This is a genomic window from Acidovorax kalamii, from assembly GCF_002245625.1.
GTDB classification, from domain to species: domain Bacteria; phylum Pseudomonadota; class Gammaproteobacteria; order Burkholderiales; family Burkholderiaceae_C; genus Acidovorax; species Acidovorax kalamii.
On the sequence record NZ_NOIG01000004.1, the window covers coordinates 834,225 to 852,371 of the forward strand.

16 protein-coding genes and 3 tRNA genes are annotated in these 18,147 nt (G+C 63.3%); 15 read left to right on the top strand and 4 right to left on the bottom strand.

Annotated features, from left to right (window positions below; all coding sequences use genetic code 11):
- Positions 1-16: 16 nt before the first annotated feature.
- The 3 genes from CBY09_RS06940 to rimO all read left to right on the top strand — a co-directional run bounded on the left by CBY09_RS06940 (position 17) and on the right by rimO (position 2,768).
- Positions 17-93 (top strand) — tRNA-Val (locus CBY09_RS06940).
- A gap of 541 nt (positions 94-634) precedes the next feature.
- Positions 635-1,195, top strand: coding sequence for a polyhydroxyalkanoate synthesis repressor PhaR (phaR, locus tag CBY09_RS06945; protein WP_063459464.1), 561 nt, complete (start codon positions 635-637; stop codon positions 1,193-1,195).
- A gap of 181 nt (positions 1,196-1,376) precedes the next feature.
- Positions 1,377-2,768: a 30S ribosomal protein S12 methylthiotransferase RimO gene (rimO, locus tag CBY09_RS06950; protein WP_094287732.1), complete on the top strand. Its 1,392-nt coding sequence runs from the start codon at positions 1,377-1,379 to the stop codon at positions 2,766-2,768.
- Between the two features lie 132 nt (positions 2,769-2,900).
- On the opposite strand, the gene efp is transcribed toward rimO, so the two are convergent.
- The 3 genes from efp to CBY09_RS06965 form a co-directional block, all read right to left on the bottom strand.
- On the bottom strand, positions 2,901-3,455 hold the full coding sequence (gene efp, locus CBY09_RS06955; protein ID WP_094287734.1) for an elongation factor P: 555 nt from the start codon (positions 3,453-3,455) through the stop codon (positions 2,901-2,903).
- Between the two features lie 163 nt (positions 3,456-3,618).
- A complete protein-coding gene (gene earP, locus CBY09_RS06960; protein ID WP_094287736.1) occupies positions 3,619-4,764 on the bottom strand; it encodes an elongation factor P maturation arginine rhamnosyltransferase EarP in 1,146 nt (381 codons plus the stop codon).
- A complete protein-coding gene (locus tag CBY09_RS06965; RefSeq protein ID WP_094287738.1) occupies positions 4,761-5,663 on the bottom strand; it encodes a LysR family transcriptional regulator in 903 nt (300 codons plus the stop codon). The genes earP and CBY09_RS06965 overlap by 4 nt, the downstream gene beginning before the upstream one ends.
- A gap of 149 nt (positions 5,664-5,812) precedes the next feature.
- Between CBY09_RS06965 and CBY09_RS06970 the strand changes: the two genes are divergently transcribed.
- The 12 genes from CBY09_RS06970 (at position 5,813) to CBY09_RS07025 (ending at position 17,149) form a co-directional block, all read left to right on the top strand.
- A complete protein-coding gene (locus tag CBY09_RS06970) occupies positions 5,813-7,018 on the top strand; it encodes a CaiB/BaiF CoA transferase family protein (protein ID WP_094287740.1) in 1,206 nt (401 codons plus the stop codon).
- Positions 7,015-7,995, top strand: coding sequence for a hydroxymethylglutaryl-CoA lyase (locus tag CBY09_RS06975; protein WP_094287742.1), 981 nt, complete (start codon positions 7,015-7,017; stop codon positions 7,993-7,995). The genes CBY09_RS06970 and CBY09_RS06975 overlap by 4 nt, the downstream gene beginning before the upstream one ends.
- Before the next feature lie 46 nt (positions 7,996-8,041).
- Positions 8,042-9,022 (top strand): Bug family tripartite tricarboxylate transporter substrate binding protein, encoded by a 981-nt coding sequence (locus CBY09_RS06980; RefSeq protein WP_094287744.1) that lies wholly within the window; start codon positions 8,042-8,044, stop codon positions 9,020-9,022.
- Positions 9,023-9,097: 75 nt separating this feature from the next.
- Positions 9,098-10,078 carry a Bug family tripartite tricarboxylate transporter substrate binding protein gene (locus CBY09_RS06985; RefSeq protein ID WP_094287746.1) on the top strand — a complete coding sequence of 327 codons (981 nt, stop codon included), beginning with the start codon at positions 9,098-9,100 and terminating at the stop codon, positions 10,076-10,078.
- A gap of 117 nt (positions 10,079-10,195) precedes the next feature.
- Complete coding sequence (gene uvrC, locus CBY09_RS06990; RefSeq protein WP_094288100.1) at positions 10,196-12,217, top strand: excinuclease ABC subunit UvrC; 2,022 nt, start codon at positions 10,196-10,198, stop codon at positions 12,215-12,217.
- 43 nt (positions 12,218-12,260) lie between these two features.
- Positions 12,261-12,827 carry a CDP-diacylglycerol--glycerol-3-phosphate 3-phosphatidyltransferase gene (pgsA, locus tag CBY09_RS06995; protein ID WP_094287748.1) on the top strand — a complete coding sequence of 189 codons (567 nt, stop codon included), beginning with the start codon at positions 12,261-12,263 and terminating at the stop codon, positions 12,825-12,827.
- A gap of 70 nt (positions 12,828-12,897) precedes the next feature.
- On the top strand, positions 12,898-13,992 hold the full coding sequence (locus CBY09_RS07000; protein ID WP_094287750.1) for a tartrate dehydrogenase: 1,095 nt from the start codon (positions 12,898-12,900) through the stop codon (positions 13,990-13,992).
- Positions 13,993-14,293: 301 nt separating this feature from the next.
- Positions 14,294-14,566, top strand: a complete 273-nt coding sequence (locus tag CBY09_RS07005; RefSeq protein WP_008906675.1) for an HU family DNA-binding protein — start codon at positions 14,294-14,296, stop codon at positions 14,564-14,566.
- 16 nt (positions 14,567-14,582) lie between these two features.
- A tRNA-Val gene (locus tag CBY09_RS07010) sits at positions 14,583-14,658 on the top strand.
- 60 nt (positions 14,659-14,718) lie between these two features.
- Complete coding sequence (locus CBY09_RS07015) at positions 14,719-16,647, top strand: SurA N-terminal domain-containing protein (RefSeq protein WP_094287752.1); 1,929 nt, start codon at positions 14,719-14,721, stop codon at positions 16,645-16,647.
- Positions 16,648-16,695: 48 nt separating this feature from the next.
- A tRNA-His gene (locus tag CBY09_RS07020) sits at positions 16,696-16,771 on the top strand.
- Between the two features lie 174 nt (positions 16,772-16,945).
- Complete coding sequence (locus CBY09_RS07025) at positions 16,946-17,149, top strand: hypothetical protein (protein ID WP_094287754.1); 204 nt, start codon at positions 16,946-16,948, stop codon at positions 17,147-17,149.
- A gap of 314 nt (positions 17,150-17,463) precedes the next feature.
- Here CBY09_RS07025 and CBY09_RS23655 read toward each other — a convergent pair whose 3' ends face one another.
- Positions 17,464-18,114: a hypothetical protein gene (locus CBY09_RS23655; RefSeq protein ID WP_133066246.1), complete on the bottom strand. Its 651-nt coding sequence runs from the start codon at positions 18,112-18,114 to the stop codon at positions 17,464-17,466.
- Positions 18,115-18,147 lie beyond the last annotated feature (33 nt).

Genomic DNA, 18,147 nt, shown 5'->3' on the forward strand with positions numbered 1-18,147 from the left:
TGGTCTAAACAACGACAGGCGCGTAGCTCAGCTGGTTAGAGCACCACCTTGACATGGTGGGGGTCGTTGGTTCGAGTCCAATCGCGCCTACCAAGTTTTTCTGAAAGAAACCAGCTTTCAGTGTTTTCGAAAACTTGGGAAAAAACAAAGCCGCCATTTTTGGCGGCTTTTTTGTTTTTCGGCCCGTGTCTACCGTTGCAATCGATTTGCCTTGACGGTGGTGATAAGCCGCAGGCAACAACGCCCAAGTCCCTCCTTTCTCCCGTTCATTCTTTTACGGCGGTTTATGCGGCGATCGCCGGCGTTACGTCCCGACAGATCTGTTGCGTCTCTTGCCCAGTGTGTGTCTTAAGCGGCTCGTAAGATCTCTCTGTCACGCTCGCTGCGTTGACGACCTCCCTCCCTCTTGCTTCAAGGTAAGAGTTCAGCCCGCCCCGTGCGGGCTTTTTTTTGCCCCGATGGCATCGGCCGCAAAGGGCTCAAGCAGGGGCGGTCATGCTGACGGTCCATGGTGCCGCCATGCCGTGTGAATTTGGGGTGTCGCGATTGCGACATGTGATGCCGGCGCCCCATCAGGGTATTCCTTTGCCGCTGCGGTGGTGCACTCTCCCTAGAATGTGCTGCACTGCAATACATGGGTTTCGAGCCCGAGGAGTTCGTCGTGTCCGAACAGAAAAGTGCCGCGTCCAAGTCGGCCCAGCGCGTCATCAAGAAATACCCCAACCGCCGTCTGTACGACACAGACACCTCCACTTACATCACTTTGGCCGAAGTGCGCCAACTGGTCATGGACCACCAGCAGGTGGTGGTCCGCGATGCCAAGACGGGGGAAGATCTGACACGCAGCATCCTGCTGCAGATCATTCTGGAAGAAGAGGCCGGCGGTGCCCCCATGTTCACCGAGGCGGTGCTGGCCAACATCATTCGTTTCTACGGCCATGCCATGCAAGGCTTCATGGGGGCGTATCTGGAAAAGAACGTGCAGGCCTTCACTGATGTGCAGACCAAGCTAGCCGAACAATCGCAGAGCGTGACGCCCGAGATGTGGGCGCAGTTCATGAACCTGCAATCGCCCATGCTCAAGGGCATGATGGGCAACTACGTGGAGCAGTCGCAGTCCATGCTCACCCAGATGCAGGAGCAGATGCAGAAGCAGACCGAGCAGATGCTGGGTGCTTTTGGTTTGAAGCGGTAAGCCCGTCCTGGGTCATCGCTCGGGGCGCCCTGGGGCTGCCCCGGTGGCCTGGCAACGTTGAGTCCACGGTGTGGCACGGACCTTGTGCCAAGCCGGTCTCCACCGCTGCAAAATGTCGCTCCCGCCTTACTGGAGGGGCTCCCTCACCGCCCAGGCGCCGGAACTGGGACAATACGGGGCTATGAGCGAAGCACTCTCCCCCACGAAAACACCCAAAGTCGGATTCGTCAGCCTGGGCTGTCCCAAGGCGCTGACCGATTCCGAACTCATCCTCACGCAACTGAGCGCCGAGGGCTACGAAACCTCTAAGACCTTCCATGGCGCGGATCTGGTCATTGTCAACACCTGCGGCTTTATTGACGATGCGGTCAAGGAAAGCCTGGACACCATTGGCGAGGCGCTGGCCGAAAACGGCAAGGTGATCGTCACCGGCTGCCTGGGCGCGCGTGCGGGCGAAGGCGGCGGCAACCTGGTGCGCGAGATGCACCCCAGCGTGCTGGCCGTGACCGGGCCACACGCCACGCAGGAGGTGATGGACGCCGTCCACCTGAATCTGCCCAAGCCCCACGATCCCTTCATCGATCTGGTACCCGGCGGTTTCGGCATCGCAGGCATCAAGCTCACGCCCAAGCACTACGCCTACCTGAAGATCAGCGAGGGCTGCAACCACCGCTGCACCTTCTGCATCATCCCCTCAATGCGTGGCGACCTGGTGTCGCGACCCATTGGCGATGTGCTGAGCGAGGCCAAGGCCTTGTTCGAAGGCGGTGTGAAGGAGCTGCTGGTCATCAGCCAGGACACCTCGGCCTATGGTGTGGACGTGAAGTACCGCACGGGTTTCTGGGACGGCAAGCCTGTCAAGACCCGCATGCTGGAGCTGGTGCAGACGCTGGGCGAGATCGCCGAGCCCTATGGCGCCTGGGTACGCCTGCACTATGTGTACCCGTACCCCAGCGTAGATGAGGTCATCCCGCTCATGGCCACAGGCAAGGTGCTGCCGTACCTGGATGTGCCCTTCCAGCACAGCCACCCCGACGTGCTCAAACGCATGAAGCGCCCCGCCAGCGGCGAACGCAATCTGGAGCGCATCCTGCGCTGGCGCGAGGCATGCCCCGAGCTGGTCATCCGCAGCACCTTCATTGCAGGCTTTCCGGGCGAGACGGAAGAAGAGTTCCAGCACCTGCTCGACTTTGTGCGCGAGGCGCAGATCGACCGCGCGGGCTGCTTTGCCTACAGCGACGTGAATGGCGCCGCTGCCAACGAGCTGCCCGGCATGTTGCCCATGGAAGTGCGCGAAGAGCGTCGTGCCCGTTTCATGGCCGTGGCCGAAGAGGTCTCTATTGCCAGGTTGCAGCGCCGTGTGGGTGCGACCATGCAGGTGCTGGTGGACCATGCCCCCGCGCTCGGCAAGAAGGGCGGCCGGGGCCGCAGCTATGCCGATGCGCCCGAGATCGACGGCGTGGTGCACCTGCTGCCGCCCGAGAAGATCAGCAAGCAGCTCAAGGTGGGCGAGTTCACCAAGGCGCGCATCGTGGGCACGCAGGGGCACGATCTGGTGGCCGTACCGGTGTGATGAGGTCTAAGGGGTGTTTGCTATTATTTTTATAGCTTAAAGCGCTTGTCTATCAGGCGCCAGGCCCCAAAAAAACCAGTAAAAAAGGCTTCCCGAGGGAAGCCTTTTTTGTGGGCCGGGGCAGAAGCTGCCTCAGACGCGCTTGCGGTATTCGCCGGTGCGCGTGTCGATTTCGATGCGGTCGCCTTGGCTGACGAACAGCGGCACGGGCACTTCGAAGCCGGTGGCGATCTTGGCGGGCTTCATGACCTTGCCGGAGGTGTCGCCCTTGACGGCGGGTTCCGTCCAGGTGATTTCGCGCTCGACGCTGGTGGGCAGTTCGACCGAGATGGCCTTGCCGTCGTAGAACACCACTTCAACAGCCATGCCGTCTTCCAGGTAGTTCAGCGAGTCGCCCATGTTTTCGGCTTCGACTTCGTACTGGTTGTACTCGGTGTCCATGCACACATACATGGGATCGGCGAAGTAGGAGTAGGTGCATTCCTTCTTGTCCAGGATCACGTTGTCGATCTTGTCGTCGGCCTTGAACACGACTTCGGTGCCGAAGTTGCCGATCAGGCTCTTGAGCTTCATGCGCACGGTGGCTGCACCGCGGCCGCCACGGGCGTATTCGGTCTTCAGGACAACCATGGGGTCCTTGCCGTGCATGATCACGTTGCCGGCGCGGATTTCTTGAGCGATTTTCATAGCGAGTTGCTTGGGTTGGGGCCGCTCAACGCGCGGGCCGGTGGCTTTCTGTTGTCTCGCTGGGGAGGCAGAAGGCGCGCCGTGCCGATGCATGTTCCGCGGCGGGAATGCGCGAGGGCTGGGCACCGGTGTGCCGCACCTCATTTGCGCAAAGCCTCGGATTTTACCGTTTTTCGGCGACAAAGCCCAAAAGTTGCGCCACAAGGTTGTCTTGCGTCAGCAGGCGCGCGCGCGCCGCCACCGTGCAGGCGGTCCATTCGGCCAGGGTGTCATCGCCGGGCCACTGCAGGGGCGCGGTGTTGAGCCCGTTCCAGGTGGCATGGAACTGCCGCAGCGATTCTGGGGCCTGCAGCCAATCCAGAAACGCCCAGAGCTTGTCGTGGTGGGCGTTGTCGTGCTGGGGGTAGATCTGCCAGACCAGGGCCTGCCCGGCCCACAGCGCCCGCACCAGCGAGTCCTCGCCGCGCACAAAGTTCAGGTCACAGGCCCACAGCATGTCGTCAAACGCCGCCTGGGGGCGCGCGGGCAAATATGAAATGTATAGCTGCCCGAGCTTGTCAGGCGCGCCTAGGCAGGCATTTTGAGCATGATTTTTGGCAGCACCAAGCGCGGCCTGCACCGCCGCCGTGGGGCGGCCTGGCGTGACCAGCAACTGCGTGGGCTGGGCCTGGCTGCGCTGCAGCAGCTCGGGCAGGGCTGCGGGTTCGTAGCAGAACAGCGACACCCAGCGCTGCTCTGGGCCGTCGTTGTCCAGGCCAAACGCTTCGGCGTGCGCCTGGCGCCAGGCGGTGCGGTCAAACGCCTGGCGCAAGGCCATCAGGTCGGGCTCGCGCAGCAGCCCGCCCGTGGCGGGCGTGAAGCCGGGGTAGAAGAACCAGCGTGTCCAGCCCGCAGCGGGCCCCGACAGGAGGGGTGACGGCAGCCGGTGGGTGCGCTCCACATAACTTTCCGCCGACAGGTACTCCAGGTTGATCCACACAGGCTTTTTGCCACCTGCGCGCGACTGGCATGCGCTATATGCTATGAATTCAGGAGCAATCTCGCAGCCGAACGCCTCCACCATTACATCGGGCTTCGGCTCGGTGGGGTCGGGCGGGGGCGATCCCCAGGCACGCAACTCCACGCCCGGGCAGCCTGCGGGCGCCATCCACGTGAGGGCCGAGGCGTCGTCCACCCACAGCCGCACGCGGTGGCCCAGACTGGCGAGTTGCGTCACCAGACGCCAACACACGCCGATGTCGCCAAAGTTGTCGATCACGCGGCAGAACACATCCCATTGCAGGGCAGGGAGGGGGGGGCGCGTGGTCATGGGGCGGGTGTAGTTGGTGGCGCACGCAGGTGGTCTACCAGCAACCGCGCCACGCTGGAGAGAGATTCTTCCGAGCGCACGCACAGCACCAGCTGCCGGTGTGCCCAGGTCTCGTTCAGTGTGACCACACGGATGGGCTGCGAGCCCTTGTACAGCGCGGCGCTGCCACGCGGCATTACGCCCACGCCCAGGCCAGCGGCCACCATCAGGCACAGCGCGTCGTAGCTGGTGACCTGCATGCGCAGGCGCAGCGGCAAGCCGGCTTCAGAGGCCGCGCGGGTCAGCTGGTTGTTGATGGCGCTGCCCGGGTGCGCGCCCACAAAGTCATAGGGCAGGGCGTCGGCCAGGCGGGCCGATTTGCGCCGCGCCAGGGGATGGCTTGTGGGCACCACCAGCACCAGCTCGTCGGTGCGGTAGGGCAGTTGCACCACGCGCTCGCCGTACTGGCCCTGGTTGAGGATGCCCACATCGGCCGCGTTTTCGGCCACGGACTGGGCGATGGCCGTGCTGATCTGCTCCTGCAGGCGCACATCCACCTGCGGGTGCAGCGCCATGAAGCTCTGCAACTGTGCGGGCAAAAACTGCGTGATGGCCGAGATGTTGGCCACCACCCGCACGTGGCCGCGTACGCCCGCGCCGTAGTCGCGCATCTGGCTGGCGATGCCGTCCAGGTCGTTGAGCACACCGCGCGCCAAGTTCAGCAGCGCATAGGCGGCAGCCGTGGGCTCGGTGCCCTTGTTGCTGCGCGTGAACAGGGGCACCCGCAGGGCGTCTTCCAGGTCGGCCAGACGGCGGCTCACGGCCGATGCGGCAATGTGCTCGCGCGCAGCGGCGGCGGCGATGGTGCTTTCTTCCATCACGGCCACAAACAGGCGCAGGGAGACGGGGTCGAGTTTCATGAGTTGCTGATGGTAACAAGCGCCGCAACTGCCATGCCGGTTTGCGATGGCATCTTGTTGCTTGAGCGATTTACGGCCCCGCGCGCCCTGCGCATCATTCGCCCCGAGCCACCCCAGCGTGGGGCTGGCCGCAGGAGACAACCCCACCCATGGATTCCATTGCTTCCCCCGCCGCCTTGCAAGGCGTGCGCGTCATCGAAATGGGCCAGCTCATTGCCGGGCCGTTCTGCGGCAAGACGCTGGGCGAGTTTGGCGCCGATGTGATCAAGATCGAAGCCCCCGAGACGGGCGACCCCCTGCGCAACTGGCGTTTGATCAAGGAGGGCACCTCCGTCTGGTGGCAGGTGCAGTCGCGCAACAAGCGTTCGGTGGCGCTGGACCTGCGCCAAAAGGAAGGCCAGGACATTGCCCGCCAACTCATCGCTGAGGCCGACGTGCTGGTCGAGAACTTCCGCCCCGGCACGCTGGAGGGCTGGGGCATGTCGCCCGACGAGCTGCACGCGCTGAACCCTGGCCTCGTCATCTTGCGCATCTCGGGCTACGGCCAGACCGGGCCGTACCGCGACCTGCCGGGTTTTGGCGTGATTGGCGAAGCCATGGGCGGGCTGCGCCACTTGACGGCCGAACCGGGCCGTGTGCCGGTGCGTGTGGGCGTGTCCATAGGCGACACGCTGGCGGCGCTGCACGGCACCATCGGCGTGCTCACGGCGCTGTACCACCGCAAGGTCCACGGCGGCAAAGGCCAGGTGATTGACGTGGCGCTGCACGAAGCCGTGTTCAACGTGATGGAAAGCCTGATCCCTGAATACAGCGCCTTTGGCGCGGTGCGCGAGGCGGCGGGCAGCGCGCTGCCGGGCATTGCGCCCAGCAACGCCTACCCCTGCCAGGACGGCTGGGTGCTGGTGGCGGGCAATGGCGACAGCATCTTCAAGCGGCTGATGACGGCCATCGGCCGCCAGGACCTGGCCGACGCCCCCGACCTGGGCAGCAACACCGGCCGCGTGGCGCGGGTGGGCGAAATCGACGCCGCGATTGGCGCCTGGACGGCCGCCCGCTCGGTACAGCAGGTGATGGAGACCCTGGGCGCAGCCCGTGTGCCCGCAGGCAAGGTCTACACCGCCAAAGACATTGCCGAAGACCCGCACTACCGGGCCCGCGACATGCTGCTGACGCAAGAGACGCGCGATGGCTACAGCGTGGAGGTGCCGGGCATCGTGCCCAAGCTCTCGGCCACGCCGGGCAGCATCCGCCGCAGTGCGCCGCACCTGGGCGATGACACCGATGCGGTGCTGGCTGAGGCTGGTTTGACGGCCGAACAGATTGCGCTGCTGCGCAGCAAGGGGGTGATCCAATGAGTGCATCCAGCACCGTGTGGCAGGGGGCGAACCGCCGCATCCACATGCAGGAAGTCGGCCTGCGCGATGGCCTGCAGATGGAGAAGGCCTTTGTGCCCACGGCCGACAAAATCGCGCTGTGCAATGCGCTGTCGGCAGCGGGCCTGTCCAAGATCGAAGTGACTTCATTCACATCACCCACCGCCATCCCCGCGCTGAAAGACGCCGAGATCGTGATGCGCGAGATCACGCGCCGCCCTGGCACGGTCTACACCGCGCTGGTGCCCAATCTGCGCGGGGCAGAGCGCGCCATCGAGTCGCGCACGGACGAGCTGAATCTGGTGATGTCCGTCAGCGCCACCCACAACCTCGCCAATCTGCGCATGACGCAGGAACAGTCGTTCACCGCACTGGCGCAGGTGGTGGCCCTGGCGCAGGGCGCCAATGTGGCGGTGAATGTGTCGCTGTCCTGTGTTTTCGGTTGCCCCATGGAAGGTGATGTGGCACAGGCCGATGTGTTCGGCTGGGTGCAGCGTTTTGTGGATATGGGCGTGCGTGGCATCACGCTGTGCGACACCACGGGCATGGCTTACCCCACGCAGGTGCACCAGCTCGCGGCGGCCGCCCGCGCACGCTGGCCGGGGGTGGAGTTCACCCTGCATTTCCACAACACGCGGGGCATGGGGCTGGCCAATGTGCTCGCCGCCATCGGCGCGGGGGCAGACCGGTTTGACGCCTCGCTGGGCGGCCTGGGCGGTTGCCCCTACGCGCCGGGCGCCAGCGGCAATGTGTGCAGCGAAGAGATCGTGCACGCGCTGGGGTTGATGGGCTATGACACGGGGGTGGATCTGGCGCAACTGGTGGCCGCCGCGCAGCAGCTGCCTGCGCTCATCGGCCACGACATTCCGAGCCAGATCGCCAAGGCGGGGCCGCGGTTGACGCTGCACCCGGTGCCTGCCGATTTCGATGCCATCCGCGAAAGAGCGCTGTCCCGCTGAAAGCTGGCGCGCCAGCACCCCACCATCACAACAGGAGACAAAAGCCATGACCTTCGCCACCCCACTGTCCCGCCGACTCTTCACGGCCGCCGTGTTCTGCTCTGCCGCCTTCGCGGCGGGCGCGCAGGACAAGTACCCCTCCAAGCCCATCACCGTGGTCGTGCCCCAGGCTGCGGGCGGCGCCAACGACGCCATTGCGCGCGTGGTGGCGCAAAAGCTCGGCGAGCAACTGGGCCAGAGCGTGATCGTGGAGAACCGCCCTGGTGCCGGCGGCACGCTGGCCACGGGCACCACGGCCCGCGCGCGCAACGATGGCTACACCCTGCTGCTGACGGCCGACAGCGCCCATGTGATTGGCCCCGCGCTGTACAAGAACCCCGGCTTTGACCCGGTGAAGGACTTTGCCCCCGTGGCCCCTATCGCCACGGCCGGTTATGTGCTGGTGGCGCACCCGTCATTTCCCGCCAACAACGTGGCCGAGCTGGTGAATTTGGCCAAGGCCAGCCCTGGCAAGTATTCGATTGCCTCGGCGGGCAACGGCACGCTGAATCATCTGATCGGCGAGATGCTGCAAAAGGCCGCAGGCATCCAGCTGCAGCACATCCCGTACAAGGGCTCGGCGGCTGCCGCCACCGACGTGGTGGGCGGGCAGGTGCCGCTGTCGGTGCAAAGCCTGCCGTCGGCCATCGCGTTCATCAAGGCGAGCAAGCTCAAGGTGCTGGGCGTGGTCAATGAAAAGCGCGTGGCCGCGCTGCCCGATGTACCCACGATTGGCGAAACCATCAAGGGCTTTGGCCAGGCGCCCTGGTACGCGCTGTTTGCCCCGGCCGGCACGCCCGCGCCCATCGTGACGCAGCTGCAGGCCGAAGTGGCGCGTGCGCTGGAACACAAGGATGTGGTGGACAAGCTGGCCACCGTGGGCTGCGAGCCCTTCAAGGGCACGGCGGCGCAGCTGGCAGCGCTGGTGCAGTCCGACCTGCCCAAGTGGAGCCGCGTGGTCAAGGACACGGGCGCCACGGTCGATTGACCAGCGCTTCCTCCGCGCCCTCCCGCTCTCGCAATTCAGATTTTTGACAACAACGACAACGGAGACATTCCTTTCATGCAAACCACCCGTAAACAATTCACCACCCTGGCTCTGGTCGCACTGGCCACCGGCTTTGTTGGCCATGCATCGGCGCAGGGCGCCTACCCGTCCAAAAACGTCACCCTGGTGGTGCCCACCGCCGCAGGCGGCACCACCGACCTGTCGGCCCGCATGTTGGCGCAGGCCCTGGCTCCGGTGCTGGGCCAGTCGGTCATCGTGGACAACAAGGGCGGTGGCAACGGCAACATTGCCGCCAGCGCCGTCAAGCGGGCCGAGGCCGATGGCTACACGCTGCTCATGCAGTACTCGGGCTACCACGTCATCTCGCCCCACATCACCAAACAAAAGCAGTGGGAGCAGGCCGACTTCCAGCCCGTGGCCAATGTCATCTCGGCCCCGCAGATCATCGTGGTGCGGGCCGACCTGCCGGTGAAGACGCTGCCCGAGCTGATCGCCTACGCCAAGGCCCACCCCGGCAAGCTCAACTACGCCTCGTCGGGCAACGGCTCGCTGCAGCACGTCACAGGTGCCATGCTGGAGCAGCAGGGTGGCATCAAGATGGTCCACGTGCCCTACAAAGGCACGGGCCCCGCGCTGCAGGATCTGCTGGGCGGCCAGGTGGACCTGACATTCGGCACCGCGCCCCCCTTCATGCCCCACATCGCCAGCGGCAAGCTGCGCGTGCTGGCCGTGACGGGCAAGCAGCGCCTGCCCAGCCTGCCCGATGTGCCCACCACCGCCGAGGCGGGCTACCCCAAGGTGGATGCCACCTCGTGGTTTGCGGTGTTTGCCCCCGCCGCCGTGCCCAAGGCCGTGGTGGACAAGCTCACGGCTGATATCCGCACCGTGGTGCAGAACCCGGCCTTCCAGCAGAAGGCGCAGGAGCAGGGCGCCACGGCCGACTACCAGACCCCGGCGCAGCTGGGCGACAAGGTGAAGGCAGATCTTGCCAACTGGGCGCAGGTGGTGAAAACGTCGAAGATCGAGGCGGAGTGACCCGGAGGGGGCGGGAAATTGGATTAAAAAGCCTGCTACCGCCCGCTAGATATGCGCAAGTAGCTATTTATTTCATAGCGAATGATCCCTGGCGCGCACAAGGCCACAATACGCGCCATGTCTGATGTGCATTCCGAAGAACTCCTGGCGCAGGTGGCTGCGCTGCCTGCGCTGCCGGGCGTGTACCGCTATTTCGACGCGCAGGATGCGCTGCTGTATGTGGGCAAGGCGCTCAACCTCAAGCGCCGGGTGTCCAGCTACTTCCAGAAGAACCATGGCGGCACGCGCATCGGCCACATGGTCAGCAAGATCGTGCGTATGGAGACCACCGTGGTGCGCTCCGAGGCCGAGGCGCTGCTGCTCGAAAACAACCTCATCAAGACGTTGAACCCCAAGTTCAACATCCTGTTCCGAGACGACAAGAGTTACCCCTATCTCAAGATCACTGGCACACCGGGCGCTCACACGCGGGGCGATGCGCCGGGCCAGGTATTTCCGCGCATGGCCTATTACCGGGGCGCGGTTGATAAAAAGCACCGCTACTTCGGCCCATACCCCAGCGCCTGGGCGGTGAAGGAAACCATCCAGCTGCTGCAAAAGGTGTTCCGGCTGCGCACCTGCGAAGACACGGTGTTTGCCAACCGCACGCGGCCCTGCCTGCTGTACCAGATCAAGCGCTGCACCGGGCCCTGTGTGGACTTGATCTCGCCCGAGGCCTATGCCGCCGACGTGCAGCATGCCGAGGCACTGCTGCGTGGTGAAACGCAGGAGCTGCTGCAGGCGCTGGAGGCGCGCATGATGGCGCATTCGGACAAGCTCGAATTCGAGCAGGCGGCCGAAGTGCGCAACCAGATCCAGGCGCTGTCGCGCGTGCTGCACCAGCAGTCCATCGAGACGGTGGATGACAAGGATGTGGACATCCTGGCTGTGCGTGTGCAAGGCGGCCGTGCCTGCGTGAACCTGGCCATGGTGCGCGGTGGCCGCCACTTGGGAGACAGGCCGTACTTTCCGGTGCATGTCGAGGATGCGGCGGCGGTGTATGCGGAAGAGGGGGGCGAGGGCACGGACGCTGTGGAGGGCGTTGAAGGGGAAAACCCCGCGCCTGCTCTGCCTGCCCGGCCCGTGGAAGTGCTGGTGCTTGAAGCCTTCATCGCCCAGCACTACATCGGCGTGCCTGTGCCCCCACTGCTGGTGACCAGCGTGCCGGTGGACAAGGCCCTGCTCGACGCGCTGACCGAGCAAAGCGGCCTGCGCGTGAACGCCATCCACCAGCCCCGCGAACAGCGCCGCGCCTGGCTGGACATGGCCCAGAAGAACGCCGACCTGCAACTCGCCCGCCTTCTGGCTGAGGAGGGCTCGCAGCAAGCACGCACCCGCGCGCTGGCCGAGGCCCTGGATTTGCCGCCCGAAGATCTGGACCAGCTCACCATCGAGTGCTTCGACATCTCGCACACGGCGGGCGAATCCACCCAAGCGTCCTGTGTGGTCTTTCACCACCACAAGATGCAGAGCAGCGAATACCGCCGCTACAAGATCGAGGGCATCACCGGCGGCGACGACTACGCCGCCATGCGCCAGGTGCTCACACGCCGCTACAGCAAGGTGGTGGAGGCGCAGCGTGAGGAGGGGGGCATCGACTATGCGAAGTCTCCCGAAGCGCAAGCCGCAGCCCGCCCCAAGGGCCAGGCGCGCCTGCCCGACCTGGTGCTCATCGACGGAGGCAAGGGCCAGGTGGGCGTGGCGCGCGAGGTGTTCTCCGCGCTGGGGCTGGACCTGACCCGCATCGTGGGGGTGGAGAAGGGCGAGGGCCGCAAAGTGGGCCTGGAAGAGCTGGTGTTTGCCGATGGGCGCGAGAAGGTCTATCTGGGCAAGGATTCGGCCGCGCTGATGCTGGTGGCGCAGATCCGCGACGAGGCGCACCGCTTTGCCATCACGGGAATGCGCGCGGCGCGCGCCAAGGTGCGGGTGGGCGGCGGGCAGCTTGAAGAAATTGCGGGCGTCGGCCCCAAGAAGCGCGCGCGGCTGCTGCAGCGGTTTGGTGGGGTGCGCGGCGTGGCGGCGGCCAGTGTTGAGGACCTGGCCACCGTCGATGGCATCTCGCGCGAGTTGGCAGAAGAAATTTACAAGGCCCTGAGATAAGCCCCGCGCAGTTCCACGGCCGCGCCGTGACACAATCGCCGCCATGTTCTGGACTATCCCCACCTTGATGACCTGGACGCGCATCGTCGCGATACCTTTGATCGTGGGGGTGTTCTATGCGCCACTGGAGCCAGCCACACGCAATCTCATCGCCACCGTGATGTTCGTGGTGTTCGCCGCCACCGACTGGCTGGACGGCTACCTGGCCCGCAAGCTCAACCAGACTTCCTCCTTCGGCGCGTTCCTTGACCCGGTGGCCGACAAGTTCCTGGTGTGTGCATCGCTGCTGGTGCTGGTGCATCTGCAACGTGCCGATGTGTTTGTGGCCCTCATCATCATCGGCCGCGAAATTGCCATCTCGGCGCTGCGCGAGTGGATGGCGCAGATCGGTGCGAGCAAGAGCGTGGCCGTGCACATGATCGGCAAAGTGAAGACCACGGTGCAGATGCTGGCCATCCCCTTCCTGCTGTACGACGGGCGCCTGTTTGGCCTGATCGACACGGGCGTGTGGGGCACCTGGCTCATCTGGGCATCTGCCGTGCTCACGGTCTGGTCCATGGTGTATTACCTGCAGAAGGCGCTCCCCGAAATCCGGGCTCGCGTCAAGTAACTTTCAAGCTTTTTAGGCCGCTTGCGCGCTCTGAGTAAGCGCAGGTAGCTATATTTTCAGGAGCATTCCCGTGGCTAAACATCGCATTGCCGTGGTGGCGGGTGACGGCATTGGCAAAGAGGTCATGCCCGAGGGCCTGCGTGTGCTGGACGTGGCTGCGCGCAAGTTCGGCATCGACTTGCACTTTGACCATTTCGACTTTTCGAGCTGGGACTACTACGAGAAGCACGGCAAGATGCTGCCCGACAACTGGAAGGACCAGATCGGCGGCCATGAGGCCATCTACTTCGGCGCCGTGGGCTGGCCCGAGAAGATTGCCGACCATGTTTCGCTCTGGGGTTCGCTGCTGCTGTTCCGCCGCGAGTTTGACCAGTACATCAACCTGCGCCCCGCACGCCTCATGCCCGGCGTGATCGCGCCTGTGGTGCGCCGCGACGGCAGCCCGCGTCTGCCCGGCGAGATCGACATGCTGATCGTGCGGGAGAACACCGAGGGCGAGTACTCCAGCATCGGTGGCCGCATGTACGAAGGCACGCCGCGCGAGATCGTGATGCAGGAGACGGTGATGTCCCGCCACGGCGTGGACCGCGTGCTGAAGTTTGCCTTCGACCTGGCCCAGTCGCGCCCCAAGAAGCACCTGACCAGCGCCACAAAATCCAACGGCATCGCCATCACCATGCCATATTGGGACGAGCGTGTGGCCGAGATGGCCAAGTCGTATCCGGATGTGAAGGTGGACAAGTTCCACATCGACATCCTTACGGCCCATTTCGTGCAGCGTCCCGACTTTTTCGATGTAGTGGTGGCCAGCAACCTGTTTGGCGACATCCTTTCGGACCTGGGGCCGGCCTGCACGGGCACCATCGGCATCGCGCCCAGCGCCAACCTCAATCCCACGCGCACCATGCCGTCGCTGTTCGAGCCCGTGCATGGCTCGGCGCCCGACATCGCCGGGCAGGGCATTGCCAACCCCATCGGCCAGATCTGGTGTGGCGCGATGATGCTGGACTTCCTGGGTTACCGGGCGGCGCACGATGCGGTGCTGGCCGCGATCGAGGCCGTGCTGGACCCCCAAAGTGGCGGGCCGCGTACCCCTGATCTGGGCGGAAAATCCAGCACGCGGGACGTTGGCAAGGCCATTGCCGAGGCGTTATCGGCCGTTTGAGTGGCGCCAGAATTGGGGTGTCAATACGGGATGCTGCCCATACGGCGTGTTTGAGACAAAACGGCCCGGCAAGCCCTGTCGCTGCGTGAAATACGACTAGAATTCATCGCAACGCTGCGTCAAATCAGCGTGCTGTATTGACACTCTGAAACTCGATGGCTTTAATCTGATGCAGCAGCCACTGCTGTGTATGCCAGTCATTCCCCCGCCTGTTCCCCATCAGCCTTCGGCTGTGCCGTCAGACGTGTGAAGACCAGATATCCGCGAGACATTCCATCAACTCTTTTCCGAGAGGCTTCTTGTGAACAAAACCGAACTGATCGAGCACATCGCTACCAACGCCGACATCTCCAAGGCCGCTGCTGCGCGTGCCCTGGAATCCACGATCGAGGCTGTCAAGAAGACTCTGAAGAAGGGCGGCACGGTGTCGCTCGTCGGTTTTGGCACTTTTGCCGTGGGCAAGCGCGCTGCCCGCACGGGCCGCAATCCCCGTACCGGCGCTACGATTAAAATCAAAGCTGCTAAAGTTCCAAAGTTCCGTCCTGGCAAGGCATTGAAAGATGCCTTGAACTGAGGATCAAGTTTAGGTGGGGTCCTTAGCTCAGTTGGTAGAGCGGCTCCTTTACACGGAGTAGGTCGGCGGTTCGAGACCGTCAGGACCCACCATCACCGAACAAAGGCGAACGCAAGTTCGCCTTTTGTTTTTTGCCTCTTGAAAGATCGACCATGTTTGAATCCATCCGCAAGCACTCCAAGATCGTGATGATCTTCTTGTTCTTGCTGATCATTCCTTCGTTTGTGCTGGTAGGCATTGACAGCAACTACTTCTCTGAAAAGAGCCCGGTGGTGGCGCGTGTCGATGGAGACAATATCAAGCAGACAGACTGGGACAATGCCCACCGCATGGAGACGGACCGCATTCGCGCGCAGTCTCCCACGGTCGATCCCAAGTTGCTGGACTCGCCTAGCGCACGCTACGCCACGCTGGAGCGCCTGGTGCGCGACCGTGTGCTGGCCGCTGCCGCGAAAAAAATGCACCTCGTCACCAGCGATGCGCGCCTGGCACGCAGCCTGCAGGAGATCCCGGCGATCGCCGGTCTCAAGCGCGCGGACGGAACCCTGGACGCCGAAGCCTACCGCGCCCTGGTGGCCGGCCAGGGCCTCACGCCTGCGGGTTTTGAGGCCAATGTGCGCCGCGACATCTCCATCAACCAGGTCATGGGTGGCGTGATGGGCTCGGCTTTTGGTTCGGATGCACAGGTCAAGCTGGCCCTGAACGCCTTGTACGAGCGGCGCGACATCCAGGTGGCACGTTTCAATGCATCCGATTTTGCGAGCAAGGTCACGCCCACGGATGCGGACCTTGAAGCCTATTACAAAGCCCATCCCGCGCAGTTTCAGCAGCTGGAACAGGCGGCCGTGGAGTATGTGGTGCTGGACCTCGACAGTGTCCGCGCCACCATCTCCCTGAGTGAAGACGACCTGCGTACCTATTACAAGGAAAACGTGGCGCGCATGACGGCCAAGGAGGAGCGCCGCGCAAGCCACATCCTCGTCAATGCCGCCAAGGATGCACCGGCTGCAGACCGCGAGAAGGCCAAGGCCCGCGCTGCCGAACTGCTTGCCCAGGTGCGCAAGGCGCCCGCGAGTTTTGCGGACGTGGCGAAGAAATCCTCAGACGACAAGGGCTCGGCCGTGGTCGGCGGAGACCTCAACTTCTTCGCCCGTGGCGCCATGGTCAAGCCTTTCGAAGATGCGGCCTTTGCTCTGAAGAAGGGCGAGATCAGCGATGTGGTGGAGAGCGATTTTGGCTTTCACATCATCCAGTTGACCGACATCAAGACGCCCCGCCAGCCCTCGTTCGAGGAGCTGCGTCCCTCGATGGAAGCTGAACTCAAGCAGCAGCAGGCCCAGCGCAAATTCGCCGAAGTGGCCGAGTCCTTCACCAACGGTGTGTATGAGCAGGCAGACAGCCTGCAGCCGGTGGCCGACAAGCTCAAGCTCAAGGTGCAGACGGCCACGGGCGTCACCCGCACCCCAGCCCCAGGCGCCAAGGGGCCCCTGGCCAATGCCAAGTTCCTGGAGGCACTGTTTGCTTCGGACTCCGTGCAGAACAAGCGCAACACCGAAGCCGTCGAAGTGGGCCCCAGCCAGATGGCCGCAGGCCGCGTGACGACCTACACCCCGGCTCGCACCTTGCCGCTGGACGAAGTGCGGGCCCGCGTGCGCACCCTCTATGTGGCCGAAAAGTCGGCCGAACTGGCGCGCAAGGAAGGCGAGGCCAAGCTGGCCGCCTGGAAGGCAGCGCCTGCTTCGGCCACGGGCCTTTCTGCAGCGACGGAAGTATCGCGTGAACAACCCCAGAACCTGCCCCGCCCAGTGATTGACGCCGCCTTGCGCGCACCTGCCGATGCCTTGCCCGGCTGGACGGGCGTGGACCTGGGGACCGCTGGCTACATGGTGGTCAAGGTCAACCGCGTGGTACCCCGCCAGGCGCCTGATGCGCAGCGTGCCCAGCAGGAGCGCCAGCAGTACGAGCAGTGGCTGACGACCGCAGAAGGCTTGGCTTACTACGAATTGCTGAAGCAGCGCTTCAAGGTGCAGATCAAGGCCCCGCGTCCTGACGCTGCAGCCCAAGTCACTGCAGAAAATTAAGCAATTTAGTCCTGGGGGCAAAAACCCAGGCTATAATACAAAGCTACGGTGGCTGTAGCTCAGTTGGTAGAGTCCAGGATTGTGATTCCTGTTGTCGTGGGTTCGAGCCCCATCAGCCACCCCAAAAATGCAAAGCGCTGCAACGGAGACGTTGCAGCGCTTTTTTGCTTTCTGCAGTGGTTTTCAGGCCCCGGTTCCGACTATCGCGACCTGTTCTCCCACTTAGTTTCTCCAACGGTCGTGTTTCCAGAAGAAGGCAGCGCATACTGCTTGTTTCACTGCTTTCTGGGAGCCCCTGATGAATCTTGTAGTCCGCGATGCGTCGCCGAGTGAGAAGCGTGGCAATGCCATGTCTGCGGCCCTGGCCAAGGAGCAGTTGGAATACGCAGTCAAGATTGTGAAAGAAGTGCTGCCACAGAGTGCGGGAGATTCGGCGTTGATTGGCGCCGTGGTGCAGGCCATCGCAATGAACTATGCGGCCGTACCGCAACCCAACCGCTAACGGCAAGAGCGCAGAATCCCCGGCCGACCATCATGAAGCGAAGATGTGGGTGGGGCGGTTCGCGGCCTGGCCGAAGTGGAATTCTCGGCATTGTTCCCTGGCGCAATCAACGCCAGTCGGATGAGTTTTACCGCGTGAGTATTGGCCCCGGAGGAGTTCACATAGCGCCTTGAAACCCGCATGGATGCTGGGTTTCATGTTTTCGATTTAGAAAAGTACCGTCAAAAGTACCGTCATTTCTGAAAGTGTCCCGCTGCGTTGCGAAAAGTCCACGCCGGATTCGCTGTCGTTCGCCTGCCTACCGGCTCGCGCGCTTATCGCGGCAGCAGGTCAAATTTGATGGGGTCGCATAGGCCGACCATTACGCTACTTTTCTCCACAGTGGCCTGCGGGCCTGTTCTGCTGGTGAGAACGCTGTATCTATTGCGACCGTCTTTTTCCTGAAAGAACGAATAGATCTCAGTAGTTGCGCCAGGGTAGTGCGCAAGCACCGAAATTGATCTGTCGGATGACCTAAGCAACACGAGTTTTGCGCCGTCCTGCGTCATGCTGATAGGCTTGTTGCGTGCATCTATGAACAGCATGTCCAGCGTTCCGTTTGATGTCCGCACGAGTGTCAGCACTCCCTCTGAGATTTTTTCATCTGACCATCCGGCATCTGCCTTTTCCACGATGCCGCTGAAGTGTCGGAACACCTTACCAGCAGGGCTTCTGCATGTTGCAATTTCCGCTTGCTGCGAGCTTGCGCCCGTTGTTGCGAGCAGTGCGCTAAGTGCGCAGATGGCTTTGAAGTACACGCTGTTCCCTAATCTGCATGAGTTCACCGGGGGCATGGTTGATTGGCGAATTTCCGTTTGATTGTTTTCAAACGGATCATTTTTATGTGCGTGAGGAACTGCGGGGTGTCTCCAGTCGATTTCGCTGAGACTTTCTATGGCCCGCCGCCATTGATCTGATTGCTGCACGGGCGTCACTTGCTTACGTCAAGAATGTCGTTT

Coding starts and splice junctions, on each gene's coding strand:
- phaR (WP_063459464.1), top strand. CDS start 635: ATGGGTTTCGAGCCCGAGGAGTTCGTCGTGTCCGAACAGAAAAGTGCC.
- rimO (WP_094287732.1), top strand. CDS start 1,377: ATGAGCGAAGCACTCTCCCCCACGAAAACACCCAAAGTCGGATTCGTC.
- efp (WP_094287734.1), bottom strand. CDS start 3,455: ATGAAAATCGCTCAAGAAATCCGCGCCGGCAACGTGATCATGCACGGC.
- earP (WP_094287736.1), bottom strand. CDS start 4,764: ATGACCACGCGCCCCCCCCTCCCTGCCCTGCAATGGGATGTGTTCTGC.
- CBY09_RS06965 (WP_094287738.1), bottom strand. CDS start 5,663: ATGAAACTCGACCCCGTCTCCCTGCGCCTGTTTGTGGCCGTGATGGAA.
- CBY09_RS06970 (WP_094287740.1), top strand. CDS start 5,813: ATGGATTCCATTGCTTCCCCCGCCGCCTTGCAAGGCGTGCGCGTCATC.
- CBY09_RS06975 (WP_094287742.1), top strand. CDS start 7,015: ATGAGTGCATCCAGCACCGTGTGGCAGGGGGCGAACCGCCGCATCCAC.
- CBY09_RS06980 (WP_094287744.1), top strand. CDS start 8,042: ATGACCTTCGCCACCCCACTGTCCCGCCGACTCTTCACGGCCGCCGTG.
- CBY09_RS06985 (WP_094287746.1), top strand. CDS start 9,098: ATGCAAACCACCCGTAAACAATTCACCACCCTGGCTCTGGTCGCACTG.
- uvrC (WP_094288100.1), top strand. CDS start 10,196: ATGTCTGATGTGCATTCCGAAGAACTCCTGGCGCAGGTGGCTGCGCTG.
- pgsA (WP_094287748.1), top strand. CDS start 12,261: ATGTTCTGGACTATCCCCACCTTGATGACCTGGACGCGCATCGTCGCG.
- CBY09_RS07015 (WP_094287752.1), top strand. CDS start 14,719: ATGTTTGAATCCATCCGCAAGCACTCCAAGATCGTGATGATCTTCTTG.
- CBY09_RS07025 (WP_094287754.1), top strand. CDS start 16,946: ATGAATCTTGTAGTCCGCGATGCGTCGCCGAGTGAGAAGCGTGGCAAT.